Annotated in this window: 21 protein-coding genes; 5 read left to right on the forward strand and 16 right to left on the reverse strand. The window is 48.2% G+C overall.

Annotated features, from left to right (window positions below; translation table 11 throughout):
* The first annotated feature begins 14 nt into the window (after positions 1–14).
* Positions 15–707 carry an SIR2 family NAD-dependent protein deacylase gene (locus T325_RS10850; RefSeq protein ID WP_036913854.1) on the forward strand — a complete coding sequence of 231 codons (693 nt, stop codon included), beginning with the start codon at positions 15–17 and terminating at the stop codon, positions 705–707.
* Between the two features lie 423 nt (positions 708–1,130).
* On the opposite strand, the gene ispG is transcribed toward T325_RS10850, so the two are convergent.
* The 5 genes from ispG to T325_RS10875 are packed head-to-tail and all read right to left on the reverse strand — an operon-like array spanning position 1,131 to position 5,860.
* On the reverse strand, positions 1,131–2,507 hold the full coding sequence (gene ispG / locus T325_RS10855) for a (E)-4-hydroxy-3-methylbut-2-enyl-diphosphate synthase (protein WP_036913861.1): 1,377 nt from the start codon (positions 2,505–2,507) through the stop codon (positions 1,131–1,133).
* A 2-nt stretch (positions 2,508–2,509) separates the two neighbouring features.
* Positions 2,510–3,016 (reverse strand): 5-(carboxyamino)imidazole ribonucleotide mutase, encoded by a 507-nt coding sequence (purE, locus tag T325_RS10860; RefSeq protein ID WP_036913869.1) that lies wholly within the window; start codon positions 3,014–3,016, stop codon positions 2,510–2,512.
* 21 nt (positions 3,017–3,037) lie between these two features.
* Positions 3,038–3,670: a phosphatase PAP2 family protein gene (locus tag T325_RS10865; protein ID WP_036913872.1), complete on the reverse strand. Its 633-nt coding sequence runs from the start codon at positions 3,668–3,670 to the stop codon at positions 3,038–3,040.
* A gap of 9 nt (positions 3,671–3,679) precedes the next feature.
* On the reverse strand, positions 3,680–5,191 hold the full coding sequence (gene rpoN, locus T325_RS10870; RefSeq protein ID WP_036913877.1) for an RNA polymerase factor sigma-54: 1,512 nt from the start codon (positions 5,189–5,191) through the stop codon (positions 3,680–3,682).
* Positions 5,192–5,212: 21 nt separating this feature from the next.
* On the reverse strand, positions 5,213–5,860 hold the full coding sequence (locus T325_RS10875; RefSeq protein WP_036913880.1) for a hypothetical protein: 648 nt from the start codon (positions 5,858–5,860) through the stop codon (positions 5,213–5,215).
* Positions 5,861–5,928: 68 nt separating this feature from the next.
* Here T325_RS10875 and T325_RS10880 point away from each other — a divergent pair, with 68 nt between their 5' ends.
* Positions 5,929–7,215 (forward strand): histidine-type phosphatase, encoded by a 1,287-nt coding sequence (locus tag T325_RS10880; RefSeq protein WP_036913886.1) that lies wholly within the window; start codon positions 5,929–5,931, stop codon positions 7,213–7,215.
* Here the strand turns inward: T325_RS10880 and nrdG are convergent.
* The 6 genes from nrdG to T325_RS10910 are packed head-to-tail and all read right to left on the reverse strand — an operon-like array spanning position 7,200 to position 12,928.
* Complete coding sequence (gene nrdG / locus T325_RS10885; protein WP_036913887.1) at positions 7,200–7,715, reverse strand: anaerobic ribonucleoside-triphosphate reductase activating protein; 516 nt, start codon at positions 7,713–7,715, stop codon at positions 7,200–7,202. The genes T325_RS10880 and nrdG overlap by 16 nt on opposite strands.
* Before the next feature lie 2 nt (positions 7,716–7,717).
* Positions 7,718–9,955, reverse strand: coding sequence for an anaerobic ribonucleoside triphosphate reductase (locus T325_RS10890; RefSeq protein WP_036913889.1), 2,238 nt, complete (start codon positions 9,953–9,955; stop codon positions 7,718–7,720).
* 28 nt (positions 9,956–9,983) lie between these two features.
* The gene (locus tag T325_RS10895; protein WP_036913892.1) at positions 9,984–10,406 is read right to left on the reverse strand and encodes a SufE family protein; all 423 of its coding nucleotides are present in this window, start codon (positions 10,404–10,406) and stop codon (positions 9,984–9,986) included.
* Positions 10,396–11,655, reverse strand: coding sequence for a peptidase U32 family protein (locus T325_RS10900; RefSeq protein WP_036914463.1), 1,260 nt, complete (start codon positions 11,653–11,655; stop codon positions 10,396–10,398). The genes T325_RS10895 and T325_RS10900 overlap by 11 nt, the downstream gene beginning before the upstream one ends.
* 5 nt (positions 11,656–11,660) lie before the next feature.
* Entirely contained in the window at positions 11,661–12,281 is a 621-nt protein-coding gene (locus T325_RS10905; protein ID WP_036913895.1) for a deoxynucleoside kinase, read from the reverse strand.
* Positions 12,282–12,304: 23 nt separating this feature from the next.
* A complete protein-coding gene (locus tag T325_RS10910) occupies positions 12,305–12,928 on the reverse strand; it encodes a deoxynucleoside kinase (RefSeq protein WP_036913898.1) in 624 nt (207 codons plus the stop codon).
* Between the two features lie 121 nt (positions 12,929–13,049).
* Between T325_RS10910 and T325_RS10915 the strand changes: the two genes are divergently transcribed.
* On the forward strand, positions 13,050–13,814 hold the full coding sequence (locus tag T325_RS10915; RefSeq protein WP_036913901.1) for a C1 family peptidase: 765 nt from the start codon (positions 13,050–13,052) through the stop codon (positions 13,812–13,814).
* A 17-nt stretch (positions 13,815–13,831) separates the two neighbouring features.
* Here the strand turns inward: T325_RS10915 and cysS are convergent, their stop codons facing one another.
* From cysS to rnr, 5 genes are all read right to left on the reverse strand, one after another.
* Positions 13,832–15,322, reverse strand: coding sequence for a cysteine--tRNA ligase (gene cysS, locus T325_RS12745; RefSeq protein WP_036913904.1), 1,491 nt, complete (start codon positions 15,320–15,322; stop codon positions 13,832–13,834).
* 3 nt (positions 15,323–15,325) lie between these two features.
* Positions 15,326–16,831: a succinate CoA transferase gene (locus tag T325_RS12750; protein WP_036913906.1), complete on the reverse strand. Its 1,506-nt coding sequence runs from the start codon at positions 16,829–16,831 to the stop codon at positions 15,326–15,328.
* A gap of 92 nt (positions 16,832–16,923) precedes the next feature.
* On the reverse strand, positions 16,924–17,571 hold the full coding sequence (locus tag T325_RS10930; RefSeq protein ID WP_036913908.1) for a PAQR family membrane homeostasis protein TrhA: 648 nt from the start codon (positions 17,569–17,571) through the stop codon (positions 16,924–16,926).
* Positions 17,572–17,596: 25 nt separating this feature from the next.
* A complete protein-coding gene (locus T325_RS10935) occupies positions 17,597–18,616 on the reverse strand; it encodes a sensor histidine kinase (RefSeq protein WP_036913910.1) in 1,020 nt (339 codons plus the stop codon).
* A gap of 235 nt (positions 18,617–18,851) precedes the next feature.
* Positions 18,852–21,050: a ribonuclease R gene (rnr, locus tag T325_RS10940; protein ID WP_036913917.1), complete on the reverse strand. Its 2,199-nt coding sequence runs from the start codon at positions 21,048–21,050 to the stop codon at positions 18,852–18,854.
* A gap of 82 nt (positions 21,051–21,132) precedes the next feature.
* Here rnr and T325_RS10945 point away from each other — a divergent pair, with 82 nt between their 5' ends.
* Together T325_RS10945 and T325_RS10950 are read left to right on the forward strand one after the other, a co-directional pair.
* Complete coding sequence (locus T325_RS10945) at positions 21,133–22,128, forward strand: NAD-dependent epimerase/dehydratase family protein (RefSeq protein ID WP_036913919.1); 996 nt, start codon at positions 21,133–21,135, stop codon at positions 22,126–22,128.
* Positions 22,119–23,075, forward strand: a complete 957-nt coding sequence (locus T325_RS10950) for a phosphatase PAP2 family protein (RefSeq protein ID WP_036913921.1) — start codon at positions 22,119–22,121, stop codon at positions 23,073–23,075. Before T325_RS10945 ends, T325_RS10950 begins: the two co-directional genes overlap by 10 nt.
* The last annotated feature ends 147 nt before the right edge of the window (positions 23,076–23,222 follow it).

Below are 23,222 nucleotides of genomic sequence, written 5' to 3' on the forward strand. Positions count from 1 at the left end.
AAACGTCACAGCTTATGAAAAAGATTGTCGTACTTACAGGTGCTGGCATGTCGGTGGAAAGCGGACTCAAGACTTTCCGCGATGCCGATGGTCTCTGGGAGAACTATCCCGTGCAGCAAGTGGCCACCCACGAAGGCTGGGAGGCAGACCCGACGCTCGTCACCAACTTCTATAACATGCTCCGCAAGAAATGCTGGGGCGTAAAACCTAACGAGGGGCACAAACTGGTGGCCCGCCTTGAAGAGCAGTACAACGTCACCGTGGTCACTCAGAACGTCGACAACCTCCACGAGATGGCCGGTTCGTCGAAAGTCATCCACCTGCACGGCGAACTCATGAAGGTATGCTCTAGCCGCGATGTCGACGACCCGCGCTACCAGCAGACGCTCACCCCCGACAACTGTGAGATAGTACCCGGCACGAAGGCTGGCGACGGTTCGCTACTGCGCCCCTTCATCGTCTTCTTCGGCGAAGCCGTGCCCAACATCACCCTTGCCGCCGAGGAAGTTCAAGAGGCCGACATTCTGATTATCATCGGCACCTCGCTAGTGGTCTATCCCGCCGCCGGTCTGCTGCATTACGCCCGCCCCGATGTGCCCATCTATCTCATCGACCCCAACCCCATCAATGCCGGTACCCGTGTTCATCAGATTCAGAAGGGTGCCTCTGAAGGTATGAAAGAGCTTTTCGCCGAACTGATGGAATAGCGGCTCTCATACTGGCAAAGATAAGGCTTTCTGCCGACAAAGATAGGCGTGGGTTATGACAAGAATAATCCCGCTGATTGTAATCTATATTATCATGCAAAGCAATTTAGACTAAATTGCAGAACAAAATAGACTAAATTGGTCGGCAATTTAGTCTAAATTGCAATCAAAGAGATAATCTCTGTCAATAAGCGGGCCATTCCATGACAGGCAAAGCGCTATGATATGACAACACCGCAAGCCGCCCCATCAATACATGATACAACATAGAAACGCTAAAGAGAGCTAATCAACGGACGCTTTATATTGATTAAGGTCAAAGAAAGGGAGAAAAATAAAGCAGTGAATGATGTGTCTAAGACGTCATTCACTGCTTTATTATCAGGGCGCTGATGGCGCGCTGGGGATTAGCTTTTATATCGGCTACAAGCCGCGATCCTTACGGATAAAGTCGATAAGTCGGTCGACAGCTTCTTCCTCGGGGATATTCTTCTCGATACACTCCTTGGCCTTATAGAGGCTGATCTTACCGCGACCGGCACCTACATAGCCGTAGTCGGCATCGGCCATCTCGCCAGGACCGTTCACGATACAGCCCATGATACCAATCTTCAGACCTACCATATCTTTCGTGGCGGCCTTGATACGTGCGATGGTCTCCTGCAGGTTGTAGAGCGTGCGGCCACAGCCCGGACAAGAGATGTACTCGGTCTTGGTGAACTTGATGCGGGCGGCCTGCAGGATGCCATCGGCCAGCTCGACAAGCTTTTCGGTTGAAAAACCTTCGTTGCGGATGACAAGCTGATGGGCTTTCTTATCAATCAGGAGGGCACCAACGGCCATGGCGGCCTTCAGCTGGAGCGACTCCCAGTCGGTCTCGTGCATCTCGAGGGTGATGGTATCGTCCTTAATGCCTGCCTCAGCCTGTTCACGCAAGGCAGCGCACTCGGCGATAGAGTCGACGAGTTTGCGGGCCACGGGAATCTCGTATTCAGGCTCTTCCGAGAGTGACACACGTACGGTGTCACCAATGCCTTCGGTGAGCAGGGCGCCAATGCCTACGGCACTTTTTATACGGCCGTCCTCACCCTCGCCAGCCTCGGTAACACCAAGGTGAAGGGGATAGTGCATACCTTCCTTGTCCATGGTCTGAACGAGCAGACGCACGGTGGTGACCATGACCACGGTGTTAGAAGCCTTAATAGAGATGACCACGTCGTTGAACTGCTCGCGCTTGAAGATGCGCAGGAACTCCATACAGCTCTCGACGATGCCCTCGGGAGTATCGCCATAGCGCGACATGATGCGGTCGGAGAGCGAGCCGTGGTTGACACCAATGCGCACAGCGGTGTGGTGTTCCTTACAGATATTAAGGAAAGGTACGAGCTTCTTCTCAATCTTCTTCAATTCCTCGGCATACTCCTCGTCGGTATATTCGAGGTGCTTGAACGTACGTCCCGGGTCAACGTAGTTGCCGGGATTGATGCGCACCTTCTCGCAGTAAAGTGCTGCCACATCGGCTGTATGGGCCGTGAAGTGCACGTCGGCTACGAGTGGCGTAGGATAGCCGTCGGCCTTCAGCTGGGCAGAGATATTCTTCATGTTCTCGGCCTCACGGATACCCTGGGTGGTGAAACGTACCAGTTCGCCGCCGGCATCGATGATGCGCTTGGCCTGAGCCACACAGCCCTCGGTGTTATTCGTATCTACCGTTCCCATCGACTGGATGCGGATGGGATTCGAGCCGCCAATGCCAATCTGGCCGACACGGGTCTCGGATGATTGTCGTCTCTGATACATAATTAATTGGTCTTGAATTGATATTTCACCTCGGCCAACTCCTGGTTAGCCTTCTCAATCTTTACACGGAGATTACCTTTATAGACGGCCAGGCGCTGAGCCAGTTCGTCGTTGCTAAGCGCCATCATCTCAACGGCAAGGATAGCGGCGTTCTGAGCACCGTTCACACCGACAGTAGCCACAGGAATACCCGGTGGCATCTGGATGATAGAGAGCATGGCATCAAGTCCGTCGAGCATGCCTTTAATAGGAACACCAATCACAGGAAGAGTGGTAGAGGCTGCGATGACGCCAGGAAGGGCAGCAGCCATGCCTGCGCCGGCAATGATAACCTTAATGCCACGATCCTTGGCGGTGCGGGCAAACTCCTCAACAGCATCGGGGGTGCGATGGGCTGAGAGGGCATTCACTTCGAAAGGCACCTGCATCTCGTCGAGCAACTTGCAGGCTTTCTCCATAATGGGCAGATCGCTTGTACTACCCATGATAATACTAACTAACGGTTTCATATATATCTTACTTTTTTACTTTTACATATAGATTAATCCAAAGAAGGCACAGACAGCTCCAATCAGGAAGCCCGCTACAATCTGCAACAAGGAGTGTTGGCGCAGAATCATACGGCTTGAGCCCAGCACGCCAGCCAGCATCATGACAACACAGAACCACCATACAGGATTGAAGCCGAATATCTCGCCAAAAACAAACAGGGCACCAGCCACACCACCGATAGCAGCCATGTGGGTAGATATCTTCCACCACACGTTGATAAGTGCGCACACCACCTGAATGGCCATCGCCGCAGAAACGATGGTACCCATGAAATGAGGGATATGCATCATCTCCATGAGATAGACACAGAAGAAGTAGCACAGGATGGAGATGACATAAGGCACCACGCGGCGCTCCTTGTGTCCCAGCTCTATCAGGTTCCATCCCTGATAGCGACGATAGAGATGAATCAGAAGCGACGGCAAGAGGATGGTGAACAGATAGACAAGGGTGAGCACCTGTAGTTTATACCCCCAAGGCATAAGACCCAAATAACTGAACAAGAAAAGTGCCATAAGACCTACCAACGGCAGATAGAACGGGGTGAACAGCATGCTGATGACACGTGCCGTAAGAATGATAGCCTTTTCTCTACTTATTTCTTTCTTCATTTTCTTCTTTCACTTTCTCAGTCGCGCTATAGGTATACCCAGTTGCTCACGATATTTCGCCACCGTACGACGGGCTATGGGATAGCCCTTCGAGGCGAGCAGGTCCTTCAACTGGTCATCGCTTAGCGGACGTTTCTTATCCTCTGAATCAATAATATCCCGAAGCGCAGCCTTAATCTGACGGGTCGACAGCTCCTCGCCGCTTTCTGTTACATAGCCATCACTGAAGAAATGACGGAGGGGGAAAGTGCCCCAACGGGTCTGCGCATACTTGGAGTTGCTGACACGCGACACAGTAGAGAGGTCGAGACCTGTCTTCTCTGCCACATCCTTTAATATCATAGGGCGCAACGAAGCCTCATCGCCATCAACGAAGAACTGATGCTGCAGTTGGATGATGGCACGCATGGTGATGGTAAGCGTGTGCTTACGCATCTTCACCGCCTCGATGAAGCCCTGAGCGGCATCAACCTTCTTCTTGATATATAGCAGTGCCTCCTTGGTCTGGCGACTGAGATGTTCCTTGTTCTGCTGATACTCCTTCATGGAGTCGACAAACGACTGCGACACCTTCAGCTCCGGGACTTCGCCATTATTGAGCGTAAAGGTGACCGTACCATCATCCAGTGTATCGACAATGAAGTCGGGCGTAATCTGCTGCAGACTTCTGCCAACCGTTTCGCCTAAAGAAGCACCTGGACGCGGGTTGAGTTTCCTCAGCTCCTGAAAGAGTACTTCAGCCTGCGCGTCATTCAGTCCTAAAGACGACTGTATCTTATCCCAATGCTTCTTGGTGAACTCTTCGAAATAGGAGTTCACGACCTGTTCCATCAAGTCTCTTAGACGGGAAGGGGCTCTACGTTCAATCTGCAGCAAGAGACACTCCTGGAGCGTTCGGGCGCCAATGCCGGCAGGGTCGAACTCCTGAAGCTTCTTTAGCACCTGCTCTATCTGAGCCACAGTCAGGTCAATATTATGGTAGATGGCCAGTTCTTCGCTGATTATCTCAAGGTCCTTACGAAGCAGACCATCGTCATCGAGCGAGCCAATGAGGTATTCCATCACATCGCGCTCCTGTTCTGTCATATCGACCTCGCCCATCTGCTCTTTTAGCTGATCATAGAATGAAGAGGTCTCACCATAGACCATCTCTTCACGTTCCTCAGATGCGAAATGGCCACCCTGATACACAGGCAGCTCCTCGTCGTCACGGCCAATACCGCTCAAGGCCTCATCGAGCGCCGACTGGCGTTCTTCCTGTTCTGTGGCCGACTCAAAATCATCTGCCCCCTCGACTGAGTCCTGATAGTCTGAGTAGTCCTGATGGTCTTGATAGTCCTCATCGCCCGAGCCTGCCGACTCCAAGGCGGGATTATCGTTCATCTCTGTGTTGATACGATCAACAAGCTGCATGACTGGCAATTCCACCAATGATGCCTGAAGCAACTGCTGATGAGAGATCATCTGACCCAACTTCAGCTGTTGTGTCTGTTCCTGTATCTGACCGTATTTTTCACTCATTTTTCCTTTTTACTTTTTCTACTACTTAAAGTATTCTTTAAGTTGCTCGGCATAAGACGCAAGGTCTTCTGTGTTAGCATTACCATATCGGCGCCATACCTGCTGGCAAGGCAACAATAGCGGGTCGAAGGTTACATCCTTACGATTTAAATAAGGGTCGCAATATTGGAACACCTCCAACACCTCTACAACACGCTGGGGCTTTTGTTTCAGTAATTTCGCAAGTTCCTGTACCTCAGGCGTCTCTATCACCATCGTGATAGGCGTCAGACGGAAATAAAGATCCAGAATCAATGTGAGCATAACCGGTGTGAGGGTCTCACCCTCTGCCACAGGCTTGAAATCCAACTCAAAACTCTCGTTGGTCTCAACGCCCTCATAGAACAAACCGGCGTTGTTAAAGCCCTTCATCTCACGCAGCAGACTGGCAGCTCTCGCAAGCTTTCTGGGATTGCTGCCATATACTTCCCAAATATGCTCGATGCGGGGAGTTTCAAGATTGGCAATCTGGCACATCTTATTAAATAAGACGCTTGGAGAGACGTGCAGCTCAAGACTCAAGTCTATCATCTTCCGGCTGTACATCGGCTTGATTCCCACAGGTTTTTGTAGGTATATCTGCATAAGCAGAAGCCAATAATCATCCTGCCATTTTGTTTTTTTTGCCATAATCCTCGCTATTTTTTTGCAAAAATACTGTTTTTTTTATATATTTGCAACCGAAAAGGAAAAAACTTATGAGAAAGATAGCATTATTTGCCTTTTGGCTCCTTTCTTTACAGACCTTATTGGCGCAAAGCGTCAGAGAACAGCTTAAAAGTGATATCTTTAAAGCGGGTAGTAACTATTATGCCTATCCATCTCCATCGACTAACTTAGCGCCAGCCCCCAAGGGTAAGAAGCCCTTCTACATCAGTACCTATGCCCGTCATGGATCCCGTTTCCTGATAAGGGCCAGTGAATATGAATGGCCGGAAACCGTTCTACAAAAAGCTCATGAGCAAGGGAAGTTGAGCGAGCTGGGAGAGAGGACACTCCAGCAACTGAAGGTTTTTCATAATGAGGCACGCGACCGCTATGGCGACCTGACACCTCTTGGTGCCCATCAGCATCGTATGATTGCCCAGCGCATGTACGACAATTTCCCTGAGGTATTCAAGGGACATGCAATCATCGACGCCAAGAGTACGGTGGTCATTCGTTGCATCATATCCATGGAAAACGAGTTAACGCAACTGGTGAGGAACAATCCGATGCTTGTCATCAGGTCGGATGCCAGCCAGCACGACATGTATTACATGAACCTTCAGGATTCCGCACTCTACAAGAAACGCTTTCCCCAGGAATCTGTTGACACCTATAAGGCTTTCTGCGACCGTCACGCCATACACGAACAGGCTATGGGCAAGCTTTTCAATGACTCAGTATTCTATCGTGACAGTATTGACAGCTATGAACTGAACAAAACCATCTTCAAGATAGCATCCAGTATCCAGGGTACAGAACAGCGCTACCACTTCAATCTGTTTGACATCTACACAATTGACGAACTCTATTCCAACTGGCTACAATACAATGCTTATTGGTATCTCAGTTTCGGCAACTGTCCTTTCAACGGCGGTACACAACCTTACACCCAGCGCAACCTGCTGCGCAAGATTATCGAAGATGCTGACAGCTGCATTGCCACACCCCGCAATGGTGCCACACTGCGTTTCGGGCATGAGACTATCGTACTGCCACTAACCTGTTTATTAGGCCTCAACGGGTTCGACCATCAGTTTACCGACTTGGAGGAGCTTGACATAAACGGCTGGCAGAACTTCGATGTATTCCCCATGGCCGCCAACATACAGTTTATTTTTTACCGAAAGAATCCAAAGGACAAGGATGTGCTTTTCAAGATACTACTCAATGAGAACGAGGCCACTCTACCCATTCCTACAAACAGCGCGCCCTATTATCATTGGAGCGATTTCCGGGATGTTTACCTGAAGAAGCTCAATGCCTACAAGGAAGAGTGACCACTGACAGCCACATCTGGTTGCCAAAGAACGGTCTGCCCTGTGTAGAGTGACTTCTGCACATCGATGAGACGCTGATTGGACGAACCGCGAAACAACAGGTCGGGGTCATGCAATTTCTGAATAAAGGGACCATCGACAAGCACATCAAGTTGTTCAAGCAACTCACGCTGGTCGTCATGAATTAAACTTTCAAAAGTAAAGCCCGTAAAACACCAAATATCTTTATTGGAATACTCATGGATAGCACAAGCCAACTCAGCAAAGCCTGCTGCCTGATACATAGGATCACCACCCGAAAATGTGACGTTGGCAAAAGGATCAGCCATGATAATCTTCATAAGCTGACTGGTAGTCATCTCACGTCCGCCATCAAAAGCCCACGATTGGGGATTATGACAGCCTGGACACTGATGATTACATCCAGCACAATAAATGGAGGTCCGGAAACCCGGACCATCCACCATTGTATCTTCTATGATATCGAGTACACGAATCATGGCTAGCTCTCAAACATGTCTTGCGAGCCATGATCGATGTGTGTCACACGATCATTAAGTTCTGCCAGTTTACCACTATTCCAGCGATCAGTTGTTCCAACTAGATAGCCTGTGATGCGCTGTAACTTATCGATATTCTTTGAACCACACTTCGGGCAGACTTCCAAATGATCATCTGCATTCTCATAGCCACAATCCATGCAACGGTTGCGGTTGTGGTTCACCGACCCATAGCCCATATCAAACTGATCCATCATGTCAACCACACTCATAATGACCTGAGGATTGTGTGTGGCATCGCCATCAATCTCCACATAGAAGATGTGACCACCACGAGTCAGGTTATGATAAGGCGCCTCAATCTCTGCCTTATGACGGGCTGAGCACTTGTAATAGACTGGCACATGGTTCGAGTTGGTATAATAGTCACGATCAGTAACACCAGGGATGACACCAAACTGTTTGCGGTCTTTCTTCGTGAACTTGCCACTCAGGCCCTCTGCGGGAGTTGCAAGCACTGAGTAGTTATGATGGAACTGCTGACAGAAATCGTTGACACGATCACGCATGTAAGTCACGATCTTCAAACCTAACTCCTGCGCCTTCTCACTTTCGCCGTGATGCTTGCCTATAAGAGCTACCAGACATTCAGCCAGTCCGATAAATCCAATACCTAACGTACCCTGATTAATCACACTTTCGATAGTATCCATCGGGCCCAGTTTATCTGCTCCAATCCAAAGGCTCTTCATCAACAGAGGGAATTGCTTTGCAAAGGCTGTCTTCTGGAACTGGAAGCGATCGTCGAGTTGCTGGGCAGTAACCTCCAGCATGTGGTCGAGCTTGGCAAAGAACATATCTATGCGTTTCTGCTCATCAGCCTCTTCCATACACTCAATGGCGAGTTTCACAATATTGATTGTAGAGAAGGAGATATTACCGCGTCCGATACTTGTCTTTGGTCCAAAGCGGTTTTCAAACACACGAGTACGACAACCCATGGTAGCCACTTCATGAATATATCGCTCTGGATCGTCAGCTTTCCACGCCTCATCCTGATTAAATGAGGCATCAAGATTCAGGAAGTTAGGAAAGAAACGGCGGGCCGTTACCTTACAAGCCAACTGATAGAGGTCGAAGTTACGATCCTCAGGCAGATAGTTCACGCCACGCTTCTTCTTCCATATCTGAATGGGGAATATTGCGGTTTCGCCACCACCTACACCTTCATAAGTAGAGAGCAGAATCTCACGCATCACACAACGGCCTTCTGCTGAAGTGTCCGTTCCATAGTTGATTGAAGAGAAAACCACCTGGTTACCGCCACGAGAGTGGATGGTGTTCATATTATGAATAAAAGCCTCCATAGCCTGATGAACACGACCCACCGTCTTATTGATGGCATGTTGCTGAGCACGCTCACGACCTGTCAGCCCATCAAGCGGTTTTTTGATATAGTCCATCAACGGCTCATCGTAAAGATCTTTATAGCTCTCACCATTCAGTTCCTCAAGATGCTTCAACTCTTCAATATAGCTCATACGCACATAAGGAGCTAAATAGAAGTCGAATGCGGGGATAGCCTGTCCACCATGCATCTCATTCTGTGCACATTCCATAGAGATACAAGCCAACACAGAGGCTGTCTCGATGCGTTTTGCAGGACGTGAAGCGCCATGACCCGCAATGAAGCCACAGTTCAGAATATGATTGAGCGGATGCTGTACACAAGTGAGCGACTTCGTGGGGTAATAGTCCTTATCATGAATATGCAGATAGTTGTGCTCTACAGCATCACGGCTATCTTCTGAAAGCAGATAATCATCTACGAAAGGTTTGGTTGTCTCTGATGCGAACTTCATCATCATGCCTGCAGGTGTGTCGGCATTCATGTTGGCATTCTCACGAGTAACATCGTTGTTTTTGATGTTTACAATATCAAGGAACACATCACGCGTTTTGGCCTTACGGGCAATAGAACGTTGATTGCGGTAGGCGATGTACTTCTGAGCCACGTCCTTACGGCTCGACTTCATCAGTTCTACCTCTACGGCATCCTGAATCTGTTCTACTGTCATCTGGCTCTCACCACGCTGAGCAATGTGATCGGTTATCTGATACAACAAACGTTCGTCTTCGCCCCTGTCAGTATGGAGCATCGCTTTACGAATGGCAGCCATGATTTTCTGCTCATTGAAGCCGACAATACGTCCGTCGCGCTTTACAACTGTTTGAATCATATATATATCAAGTTTTTAGTATTAAGTATTATCCTTCTTTTGCACTGAAAGCAAGCGCATAGACACGCATCTGCTTCACCATAGCCACCAAGCCGTTGCTACGTGTTGGCGAGAGGTGCTCTTTCAGTCCTATCTCCTCGATGAAATAAAGATCTGCATCGAGTATTTCCTTTGGCGTATGGTCGCTGAGCACTCTTATAAGAAGAGCCACGATGCCCTTCACAATCAAAGCATCACTCTCGGCAGAGAAATGAATCTTACCATCAAGATAATCTGCCTGCAGCCACACACGACTTTGGCATCCATCAATCAGATTATTCTCCGTCTTGTATTTCTCGTCAAGCGGCTCCTGTTCGTTGCCAAGATCAATTAACAACTGGTATTTATCCATCCAGTCGTCGAAGCCACTGAACTCCTCTATAATCTCATCTTGAATTTCATTAATTGTCATGTTGTTCTGTCTTTTCTAATTTAAACAATTTGTCACTTGGGCGCACCTTGCCCGTCACAGCAATAGAGACCTTCGTTCCCTGCTGGGCCTGCTCTATAGGACCATTATCGCCATGAATCTCATCGGCCGTTACATACATCACTCCTGTGGTAGGACCCGTTATCAGCATATTGTCACCCACTTTAAAGGTATTGGCCTCAACGGTAAACTCCGCCACACCCAATTTCGAGAAGTACTTCACGCCCTTGCCGATGTACACCTTGCGCTCTGTAGCGTTCGAACCATAGTTCTTATTCCACTCGCCCAGTTTCTGTCCTTGATAATAGCCGTCCCAGAATCCACGGTTAAAAACGGTAGCCAGTCGCTCATCCCACTCGTCCTTCTTCTCTTCTGTAAAGGTTCCGTCGAGTACAGACTGAATGGCCTCCTTATAACACTTCACTACGGTATAGACATATTCCGGACCACGGGCACGTCCCTCAATCTTAAACACCCGGACGCCCGACTTCATCATCCTGTCAATAAAGCGAACGGTCTTCAGGTCCTTGGGCGACATGATGTACTTATTATCGATTTCCAACTGATTGCCTGTTTCATTATCAGTAACCGTATAGCTACGACGGCATATCTGAATGCACTCGCCACGATTGGCCGAACGGTTGGCATTGTCGAGACTCATATAACACTTACCGCTGATAGCCATACAGAGGGCCCCATGGCAGAACATCTCAATACGAATCTGCTCGCCACTTGGGCCACAAATATGTTCCGCTTCTACCTGACGGTAGATTTCTGCCACTTGATCCATATTCAGTTCACGCGCCAACACCACCACATCAGCAAACTGGGCGTAGAAGCGCAGAGCCTCGACATTAGAAATATTCAACTGCGTAGAAAGATGTACCTCCTGACCTACCTTATTACAATAGGTCATCACAGCCACATCTGAGGCAATAACAGCCGAGATACCAGCTTCCTTGGCCGCATCGATAATCTCGTGCATCAATGGAATATCCTCACCATATATAATGGTATTGACGGTCAGGTAGCTTTTTATACCGTGTTCATTGCATGTCTGTGCCATCTCCTTAAGATCATCAATCGTAAAGGTAGAGGCGGAGTGTGCTCGCATGTTCAGTTTCTCGATGCCGAAATAGATACTGTCGGCACCTGCCTGTATGGCTGCTGCCAACGACTCACGAGAACCGACGGGCGCCATAATTTCAAAGTCTTTTATCGTTTGGTTCATCATTTTCAATCCATTGGGAAAAGTCCATATAGCTTAGCGTCAATCATATCGGTCACCATCTTGAAGTCTTCAGGGAAATCCCCAAATTTACAATGGTCGCCGTCAACAATAATCAGTGGGCCATTATAGGTAGCAATCCAGTCTTCGTAACGTTTCTCCAGTCCCTGAAGATAATCCAGGCGCATGGTCTGTTCAAAGTCGCGTCCGCGTTTCTGAATCTGAGCCACCAGTGTTGGAATGCTGGAGCGGATATATATCATCAGGTCAGGCAGTTTCACCAGCGACATCATCAAGTCGAAGAGATCCGTATAATTCTGAAAATCACGATCACTCATCATTCCCTGCCCATGCAAATTAGGCGCAAAGATACGAGCATCCTCGAAAATGGTTCTGTCCTGTATGATTGTCTCCTTCGACTTCGAGATTTCCACCACTTCCTTGAATCGTTTATTGAGAAAGTAAATCTGAAGATTGAACGACCATCTAGGCATGTCGGCATAGAAATCGGCCAGATAAGGATTATTATCTACAGGCTCAAAACGTGGCGTCCATCCATAACGATGGGCGAGCAATTTTGTGAGGGTGGTCTTACCACTGCCAATATTTCCTGCTACTGCGATATGCATAATACTACATTTATAAAAGTCAATTACTGATTAGGAAAGAGGCCAAAGAGAGTAGCATCGATACGGTCAATGATCCGAGCCAGGTCCTTTGGATTATGAAGGAAATCCAAATTATCCTTCTCTATGGTCATCACACGTCCCTGATACTTGTGATATATAAAGTCGTCATAACGCTCATTGAGGTTCTGCAGATATTCCAACTGCATTGACTGCTCATAGTCTCTGCCCCGCTGCTGGATGTTATTAACCAGATGAGGCACTGAAGCACGCAGATAAATTAGCAGATCAGGCAGGCGCACCATTGATATCATCTGCTCGAAAAGTTCCATATAAGTTGCATAGTCGCGGTCTGACAAATTACCCATGGACCTGTTATTCTCCATAAACACATATACGCCCTCGAAGATAGTACGATCCTGAATGATAGTATGTTCCGACTGCGAGATAGCGATAAGATCGCGGAAACGTTCCTTGAGGAAATATATCTCAAGGTTAAAAGACCACCTGTGGATATCGCGATAGTAGTCTTCCAAGTACGGATTTCTATCAACCGCCTCAAAACGAGGTTCCCAACCATAGTGTTTGGCCAGCATCTTCGTCAGCGTTGATTTCCCGCTACCTATATTTCCCGCAACAGCTATATGCATCCCTCTCTTAATTCTTCTATTTTTGAGGGGTCAAAGTTACACAATATTTTGCACATTGCCAAACGAAATAGAAATTATTGGCAGATATTTTGGAAATTTTATTGTACCTTTGCCAGCGGTTATGAAACGTATTTTTACAATATTATTTGTCTTTCTGCTCTGTATAGGCTGTACACAAAAGGAACCCGAGCATTTCACCAATGAGATGCTCAACCGTATGACGCCAATCAAAGATCAGGGCGACAGTGAAACGTGTTGGATCTATGCCATGCTCGCCGCCATCGAGACGGAACATCTGTCATGGGGCGACTCTGTAAATCTCTCGCCTTATTATATTGAGAAACTGATGGAGCAAGAACCTGATGCGCCTAAAAACAAACATGGCGAGGCTGCGACTTTGCTCAGGCTGATTGAAAAATACGGCATCGTGGGCTATGATGCCATGCGGAAGGTTGAGACGCCTGCTCCAAAGTGGGTATTCATGCTTGGTGCCACTTACACGCCACAGGAATTTGCCCGCAGTGTATGTAAACCAGGAGAATACATACAACTGATGAGCAACAGCGACAAAACCTATTACCAAGAAATTGAGTTGGAAACAGAAGACAACTGGTTGCACGACCGTTACTTAAACATCCCCATGGACTCGCTGATTCAGAAAACAGAACACGCCGTACGCCAGCATCATGGCGTGTGTTGGAGTGATGATAAACACAGCATGGCTATCGTGGGCATTGCTCATGACGAAGATGGGAACAAATACTTCATCATGAAGAATTCCTGGGGCTCAGATCGGCCATACGGCGGACTTGACTACATTGCATTCGTCCATTTCAGAGAACACACCATCTCTGTTGTTATGACAAAAGAGGCGTATCAAAATTGATACGCCTCTTTTCTAATTTATTTATTCAGTTTCCAGGTAACACCGTCTTTCGTATCTTTCACCTCGAAACCTGCAGCAGCAAGTTCATCGCGAATCTTATCGCTGGTAGCCCAGTCCTTATCGGCCTTAGCCTTGGCGCGAAGCTCAAGAACCATATCAACCACTTTACCAAAAGCATCCTCACGGCTGTCGTTCGAACCGCTCTTCTCTGCCCTCAATCCAAGAATGTCAAAAGCAAAGAGGCGCATGGTCTCTGACAACTCCTTCAAGCAATCAGCGCAGATGGTTGCCTTGTGGTCGGTAAGCTTATTCACCACGGTACATGCCTCAAAGAGGTTACTGATTACCTGTGGCGTAGCAAAATCATCATTCATGGCGTCGTAGCACTTCTGGCGCAGCGCCTTCACAACTTTCTCTGTCTCAGCATCGCACTTGTCACTCACCTGAACACGATCCAGATCGCTGATAGCATTCATCAGTTTCTCCAATCCCTTCTCTGCAGCCACAAGAGCCTCGTTAGAGAAGTCAACCGTTCCACGGTAGTGGGCACTCAGGACGAAGAAACGAATCGTCATGGGTGAGTAGGCTTTCTCCAACAGAGGATGATTACCCGTAAAGAACTGCTCCAGCGTGATGAAGTTATTATACGACTTGCCCATCTTCTGTCCGTTGATGGTGAGCATGTTGTTGTGCATCCAATACTTTACAGCAGGATGCCCCATTGAGGCCTGAGCCTGAGCAATCTCACACTCATGATGTGGGAACACGAGGTCCATACCACCGCCATGGATATCGAACTCTTCGCCAAGGTACTTACGCCCCATGGCCGTACACTCGCAATGCCAACCAGGAAATCCGTCGCTCCAAGGCGAAGGCCAGCGCATGATATGTTCTGGCTGAGCCTTCTTCCACAGGGCAAAGTCTGCCTGGTTATGCTTCTCGCCTACACCGTCGAGCTCACGACTGGCATCCTTCACGTTCTCAAGTGAACGACCGGAAAGGATACCATACTGAAACTTTTTGTTATAAGCCTCTATATCAAAATAGATAGAACCATTACTCTCATAGGCAAAACCATTATCGATAATCTGCTGTACCAACTGCTGCTGCTCGATGATGTGACCAGTAGCGTGGGGTTCAATCGAAGGACGAAGCACATTGAGTGCATCCATCGCTGCATGATAACGATTGGTATAATACTGGGCAATCTCCATTGGTTCCAACTGCTCCAGACGAGCTTTCTTGGCTATCTTGTCCTCCCCCTCGTCGGCATCATGCTCCAAATGACCTACGTCAGTAATGTTTCGCACATATCTTACTTTATAGCCAAGATGTTTCAGATAACGGAACACCAGATCGAAAGTAATGGCAGGACGGGCGTGTCCCAGATGGGGATCGCCATACACGGTAGGACCACAAACATACATGCCCACGTTGGGGGCGTGAAGGGGTTCGAAACGCTCCTTCTGTCGCGTCAAAGTATTGTAAATTACTAATTTCGAATCCATCTGTTATTTAATATATTCTGCAAAATCTGTCAGTTTCATATCGCCCTTGCGAGCCAGCGTGTCGTGCATGGCGAAGGCGGCAGTCAGGTTATGACGGGTCTGTCCCATCTTCGATATTTTCAGATAGTCCCATAACAACTGCTTATAGTCAGGATGAGCACAATTCTCGATGATGCACTCGGCACGCTGTGCCGGACTCTTACCGCGCAGGTCTGCTACACCCTGTTCTGTGACGATGATGTTCACATCGTGCTCCGAGCTGTCTTGATGGCTTACAAAAGGTACTATCGAAGAGATAACGCCACCCTTAGCCATTGAAGGACAAGTAAAGATACTCAGGTAAGCATTACGGATAAAGTCACCCGAACCGCCAATACCGTTCATCATCTTAGTACCGCTGATATGGGTAGAGTTCACGTTTCCATAGAGATCAGCTTCAATGGCTGTATTGATAGCAATAACGCCCAATCGACGGATAACCTCCGGCGAGTTAGATATCTCACTCTGACGCAGTGTCAGGTGTTTCTTCATATAGTCCATGTTGTTATACACATCCATCAGACACTCGTTAGACACAGTGAGTGAACATGCTGAAGCATCCTTCACACGACCATTAAGCATCATCTCGATGACTGAGTTCTGAATCACCTCAGTATAGATATTGAAGTCGGGCACATGCTTGTCCTCACCCAGAGCGCCGAGGATAGCATTAGCCGTTGAACCCACGCCACTCTGCAAGGGCAGAAACTCCTTGGGGATACGACCCTTGCGCATCTCCTCTACCAGGAACTCAGCTGTCAGGAATCCTATCTTATCCGTTACGGGATCGCTGTCTTTGAAAGCACGCGCCTCGTCGGGGATGTTACACTCTACGACACCAACCACCTTCTCCTTGGGGATTGACACATAAGGCTTTCCAATACGGTCGCCTACATGTTCAATGGGGATAGCCTTACGGTAAGGAGGATCAAGGGGCTCATACACATCGTGGATGAACTTGGCATTGGCGTTATGGAAACTGTTGAGTTCCAATATCACATGTTTGGCCAAACGGGCCGCTGTAGGAGAGATACCGCCAGCAGCAGTCAGGTATACATGATAATCGCTACCAGCTTCTTCAATATCGCACACCTCGAGAATAGCCCAGTCCAACGGACCATAGAAGCCATAGCGCAACTCTTGTGCCATGTGGCTCAGATGGAGGTCGTTGTAGGGTATCTCACCCATATTCACATGCTTACGGAAATCAGGGTTTGTTGTATAAGGAGCACGATAGAGGATAGCCTGAGCATTTGCCAAGTCGCCATCGGTACTCTGACCTGTTGAGGCACCAGTAAAGATTGCTACTTTAAACTCGCGCCCTGCTTCATGCTCAGCAACGGCGATTTTCGCCAACTCTTTCGTTGTTGCCTTGGCTACACCCGCAGGTGTAAAGCCACTCATAGCGATATGATCGCCATTCTTAATCAGTGCTGCAGCCTCGGCAGCAGTCATACGTGTATAAGCCATATTTGTGTTAAATTTGCAAATTTTGCGTGCAAAATTAATAATAATCGGGCAAACCACCAAATAAAAGCCTTACCTTTTTTACCTTTTTACCTTTACAGCTGCTCCATCAGCACATCCCAAACTGCTATGATATGACATACCGAACCCGCCAGGACAAAGAAGTGGAACACAGAGTGCATATATTTTTTCTTGTTGAGCGAATAGAACACCGCTCCTGTAATATAGCACACGCCCTCAGCAATTATCCAGACCACAGCTGCCGTCGATACAGAATCTATCAGCGGTTTAAAGGCTACAAGCACACTCAGTCCCATGCCCACGAAACAGAATGTCTCAAGATTAGAGTGCTCTTTCAGATGGACAAAACTCACGATAGTCCCTGCAATGGCGCAGGCCCACACAAAGCAGAACAGACTCCAGCCCCAATAGCCCTGTTCCCGGAGCACTATCAGCGTCAGGGGCGAGTAGCTTCCCGCTATATGCCAATAGATAGCGGCATGGTCCCATTTACGCAACCGCTCTTTCCACTTGGAGTGATGTTTGATAGAATGATAAAGGGTTGAAGCTACATAGCTACCCAACATTCCGAAAAGATAGAGGATTACTCCTATCCGTGCCCAATCATTATCGCTTTGGAAACACCAAACAAGAAAAATGATGCCAATCACGACACCAAGCAAGACGCCTCCGCCATGCGAGACGGCATTCCATATCTCCTCCCTTTTTGTATACCTAATCATCTACCTATATAAATATAGGAGCACGTCAGACTTCTTCGAATGGCATTTCAAAAACAAAACTAGCACCTTCCAGGTAATCGTCGTTGAAATATACTCGTCCATCGAGCAGTCGGGCTATCTCCTTACAAATGGCCAGACCAACACCAAGGCCTTCCGACTTACGGTCGAGCTTTCGGAATGGTTTGAAGAGCAAGTCGTACTGATCTGGAGCAATACCCTCACCCGTATCGTCGACGCGCAACTGAAGCATATCCCGACCCGTCTCTGACGACTCAAACGTCTTCACCTTCAGGGTCACGCAACCTTCACCCGTATGCTGACAGGCATTTTCCAGGAAAATACGCAGCAACTGTTCCAGGCGCTTACCATCGGTATAGATATAGGTATCTTTCAGGGCTACGGGATACTCATGCTGCAACTTCACATTGGGCGACATCTCATGTTTCACGCTCTCTCTTGCCTTATAGCAAACTTCCATCAGACTAACCACGGTCTTGTGAAGCGTCAGACATCCCTTCTGCATTTTCGAGAGGTCGAGCACATCGTTCACCACCATCAGCAAACGGTTGGCATTACGATGAATATGGTCCTTCATGACTAACTTCTCCGTCTCTTCCAGATGTTTACCCGTCACGCCGTTGAGCAAATCACAGAAGCCCACGATAGAATTAAGCGGCGTACGTATCTCATGACTCACATTATCAAGGAATATCTCCTCCAGATGTTTCTCTTTTGACGGAGCCTCACCAGAAGACACATTGGCGAGCCGATACACATAACCGGCTGTTTCGCCCTTCTCGTCAGTATATGGTGAAATGAAAGCTTCCAGCACCATCCCGTCATGACCAGTCAACAGTCTCCGTTCACTTTTACCCTTCCGGACAACCTCCTTCAACAGCTCATCACCTATGAGATAGGCACTCTTCATTTTCTTGAATTCCTCATTGCAGGTCGTCAGACGCCCTTCTTTATCGTAGACTCCAACGCCCATCTGGAGACCAGAAAAGGCGAGATTCAATATATGTTGATCTATAAGTTGTGACATTTACAAATATAGAATTTTCAGTTTATGGTACTGCAAAGATAGCAATTTTTTCCTAGAAAAACCAAATATTCTAGCCACAAATTGCACAATAACGACAAAAATGCGCTATTTCGTGCAAAAAAAGCGCATAAATGAACAAAAAAACACCAATTCAGGAGATTTATACTCCAATACGAATTCTTCGTTCAACCGGCACGCACACCTTTTCCGACGCAGCGTGCGTGCCTTATAAGCATTACTCATCAGCCAAGGTAAAGTCGAGCTGTTTGCGCTCGAGGTTGGCACGGGCTACCTGGATACGGATGGGGTCGCCCAGCTGATACTTGGTATGATTTCGACGACCAACAATGACGAAGTTCTTCTCGTCGAAATCATAATAATCATTGCCTAAGTCACGGATGGGAATCATACCTTCACAATGAGTCTCGTCAATCTGGGCATAAATGCCGTAGGAGGTAAGCCCCGAGATGTGGGCATCATAGGTATTACCTATCTTATCGGCCATGAACTCTACCATTTTGTACTTGATACTATCGCGCTCGGCATTCTGACTGATCTGCTCCATATCGCTGCAATGCTCGCAGAACTCCTCATACTTATCCTTATTAGCTGAGCGGGCACCGTCCTGATACTTGGTGAGCAAGCGGTGAACCATCATATCGGGATAGCGACGAATGGGCGACGTGAAGTGAGTATAGTAGTCGAAGGCCAATCCATAGTGACCGATGTTATGAACGCTGTACTTAGCCTTCATCATGGCACGCAGGGCTACTGTCTCAATGGCATTCTGCTCTCGTGTACCCTCGGCCTCTGTCATCAGGGCATTGAGCGACTTGGTGATAGCCCCCTTTGTACCGCTGGTCTTCACCTTATAGCCGAACTTAGCCACGAACTGGCGCAGGTTCTCAAGCTTTGTGGGATCGGGCTGGTCGTGGATACGATAGGGTAGCGTCTTGGCTTTAGTGCCTTTCTTCACACGTCCCACCGACTCTGCTACGGTCTTATTAGCCAGCAGCATGAATTCCTCGATGAGCTTATTGGCATCCTTTGAGGTTTTAAAGTAAGCCTTTACGGGTTTGCCCGTCTCATCGATATCGAAGTGGAGTTCCTCACGGACGAACTTCACGCTGCCGTTCTTGAAGCGGGCTGCACGGAGTTTCTTGGCGAGGGCATCAAGCTTAATGAGTTCGTTGGCGTTCTCGCCTTTATATGGATTTTTCTTCGTTGCGGGGGGAGCAGGCTCACCTGTACCATCCTTCACGCCATTGTCTTCAAGTATCTGCTGCACTTCTTCGTAAGCATAACGACGATCGCTCCTGATGACGGTATGAGCAAGATGCCACTTCTTCACATTAGCCTCATCGTCCATCTGAAAGATGACGCTATAGCAGAGTTTCTCCTCGTCGGGACGGAGCGAGCAGATGAAGTTACACAAACGCTCGGGCAGCATGGGAATGGTGCGATCGACGAGATAGATACTCGTGGCGCGGTTGAAGGCTTCCTTATCGATGGTTGAACCTTCTTTCACATAATGGCTCACATCAGCGATATGAACGCCTACCTCCCAAAGTCCGTTATCGAGCTTACGGATGCTGAGGGCATCGTCGAAGTCCTTGGCATCCTTGGGATCGATAGTACAGGTAAAGACGTCACGCATATCCTCGCGGCGCTCTATCTCCTGCGGCGTAATACCTGCATCAATCTTCTCTGCGGCATCCTCTACGTTCTTAGGATACTTATAGGGCAGACTATACTGAGCCAAGATGGCATGCATCTCGGCATTATTCTCACCCGCCTTGCCTAAGATGTCGATTACGGAACCGATGATGTTCTTATGCTCGTTGTCGGGCCACTGGATGACTTTCACCACCGCCTTGTCATCTGTCTTGCCGCCCTTCAGCTTACGCTTAGGGATAATGATATCGTGAACGAAGGTCGAATCCTGCGGAATAAGGAATGCCATATCTTTCTCAACACGGAGCTTACCCACAATCGTATCATGGGCACGCTTCACAATCTCAATCACCATAGCCTCCTTAATGTGCTTGTCGCGACGGGCCATATACGACACCTTTACCCTGTCGCCATCCATAGCCGACATAGAGTTGCGCTCCGCCACAAAAACCGGCGTACCACCATCATCGGGCAAGAATGAGTTACGACCACTCACCTTGCGACGGAACACACCTTCCTGAACCTGTGTCTTGAGGTTCAGACGGTAAGAGTTATCACTAACCTTCGACAGAAAGTCGTCCCAAGCCATCTCCTCCATCGTATCGATGGCGAGCATCTTTAGAGGATGTGTGTCGAGCTTAAGGGTCCTGAATATCTGTTTGAATGTAAATGTCTCATTAGGGTTATGCTGGAAGAGATTCTGCAGCAGTTCGCTGACTTGTTTCTTCCCTAAGCGTTTACCTCCTTTTTTCTTTCCCATAGATTTCTATTCTTTTAAGTTTTTGGCAAAGATACACATTTTTCCGGAAAATTACGTATCTTTGCACCCAAAATTTTAGAAAATGAAGATATTAGTCACTGGTGCTAGCGGTTTTATTGGCTCTTTCATCGTTGAAGAAGCTCTTAATCGGGGTTTCGAGACTTGGGCTGCTGTACGCAGAAGCAGTTCAAGGAAATACCTGCAGGACAATCGCACCCATTTCGTTGAGCTGAATCTCTCATCGAAAGAACAACTCGTTGAGCAGTTACGCGACCACAACTTCGACTACGTGGTGCATGCCGCCGGTGTAACGAAATGCTTGGACAAGGCCGACTTCCAGCGCATCAACACCGAAGGGACCAAGAACCTTGTAGACGCTCTTCTGGAGGTAAAGATGCCCCTGAAGCGATTTGTATTCGTAAGCAGTCTCAGCATCTTTGGTGCCATCAAAGAGCAGCAGCCCTACGAAGAAATCCTTGAGACTGACACGCCCCAGCCCAATACTGCCTACGGACGAAGCAAGCTGGCAGCTGAACAATATCTAGAATCATTGGGTACTCGCGTACCTTATATTATATTAAGGCCGACAGGTGTTTACGGACCGCGCGAGAAAGACTATTTCATCATGGCCAAGAGCATCAAGGGGCATTCCGACTTTGCTGTTGGTTTCAAACGTCAGGACATCACGTTTGTCTACGTACGCGACGTGGTACAGGCAATCTTCCTTGCTCTGGAGAAGGGACAGACAGGCAGAAAGTATTTCCTCAGCGACGGAAACGTCTATCAGAGTGTGACGTTCAGCAACCTCATCCACGAAGAATTGGGACGCCCCTGGTGGATACGCATCACAGCACCCGTATGGGTACTGCGCATCGTGACCTTCTTCGGAGAATACATCGGAAGGATGACAGGTAAGGTGACAGCACTCAACAACGACAAATACAACATTCTGCGCCAACGCAACTGGCGATGCGACATTCAACCAGCCATCGACGAACTGGGCTATCAGCCTCAATACGACCTACAGCGTGGCGTAAAGGAAACAATCAAATGGTACAAGAATAACGGATGGTTATAAAGGATATATTCAAGATTGAGAAAAAGCCACGCAAGGGACTGCTGGCCGTAGAATGGGTCATCATGGGCTATGTGCTGCTGACATTGTTGTTGGCACTCTTCATGTCGACGAAGATCTACGATATCGAACCCATCATCTGGGGACGCTTCCATATTGTAATGATGACACTGGCCCTCTGGTTCGTGTATCGGCTAATTCCATGCCGCTTCACGCTGTTTTGCCGCATCGGCCTACAGTTGGTACTCCTGTCGTTCTGGTACCCAGAAACCTACGAGTTCAACCGTCACTTCGCCAACCTCGACCATCTCTTTGCAGGCTATGAGCAGCAAGTCTTCGGCTGCCAGCCCGCCCTACTCTTCTCACAGGCCATCACGAATCCTGTGTTCAGCGAGCTGATGCATTTGGGCTATGCCTCGTATTTCCCACTGATAGCCGTTATCACACTGTTTTATTTCTTCAAGAGATATACGGAGTTCAACCGCGCAGAGTTCATCATCCTCAGCTCGTTCTTCATCTATTACGTCATCTTTATCTTCCTACCTGTCACCGGTCCGCAGTACTATTATCTGGCAGCAGGATTCGATAATATCGCCAACGGTGTATTCCCCGACGTGGGCAACTGGTTCGCCACCCATATGGACAGAGCAACCACCCCTGGATGGAACGACGGTTTCTTCTACTATCTTGTGGAGAGTGCCCATGACGCAGGCGAACGCCCCACGGCAGCCTTCCCCAGCAGTCATGTAGGTATCACCACCATCCTGATGTTCCTGGCCTGGAAGGCGCGATGCAAGCCTCTCTTCTGGGGCATGATGCCCTTCTACGTGCTTATGTGCTTTGCCACGGTCTACATTCAGGCTCACTACGCCATTGACGTGATTGGCGGATGGATTTCCGCCGTCGTCATTTACGCGGTTCTGCATTTTTTCGCCCGAAAATTTGTTTAATTCAAAAATAATGTCTACCTTTGCAACCAAGTAAGTAAGGATAAGACATATTAGAAATCAAGGATTCCGACACGACACCATTGTCGGGATTCTTTGTTTTTTACGTCTGACTTAAAACAAGATCATAAATCAATAAAATAATAAGTA

This window comes from Prevotella sp. FD3004 (genome assembly GCF_000746155.1).
In the GTDB taxonomy this organism is placed as follows: Bacteria; Bacteroidota; Bacteroidia; order Bacteroidales; family Bacteroidaceae; genus Prevotella.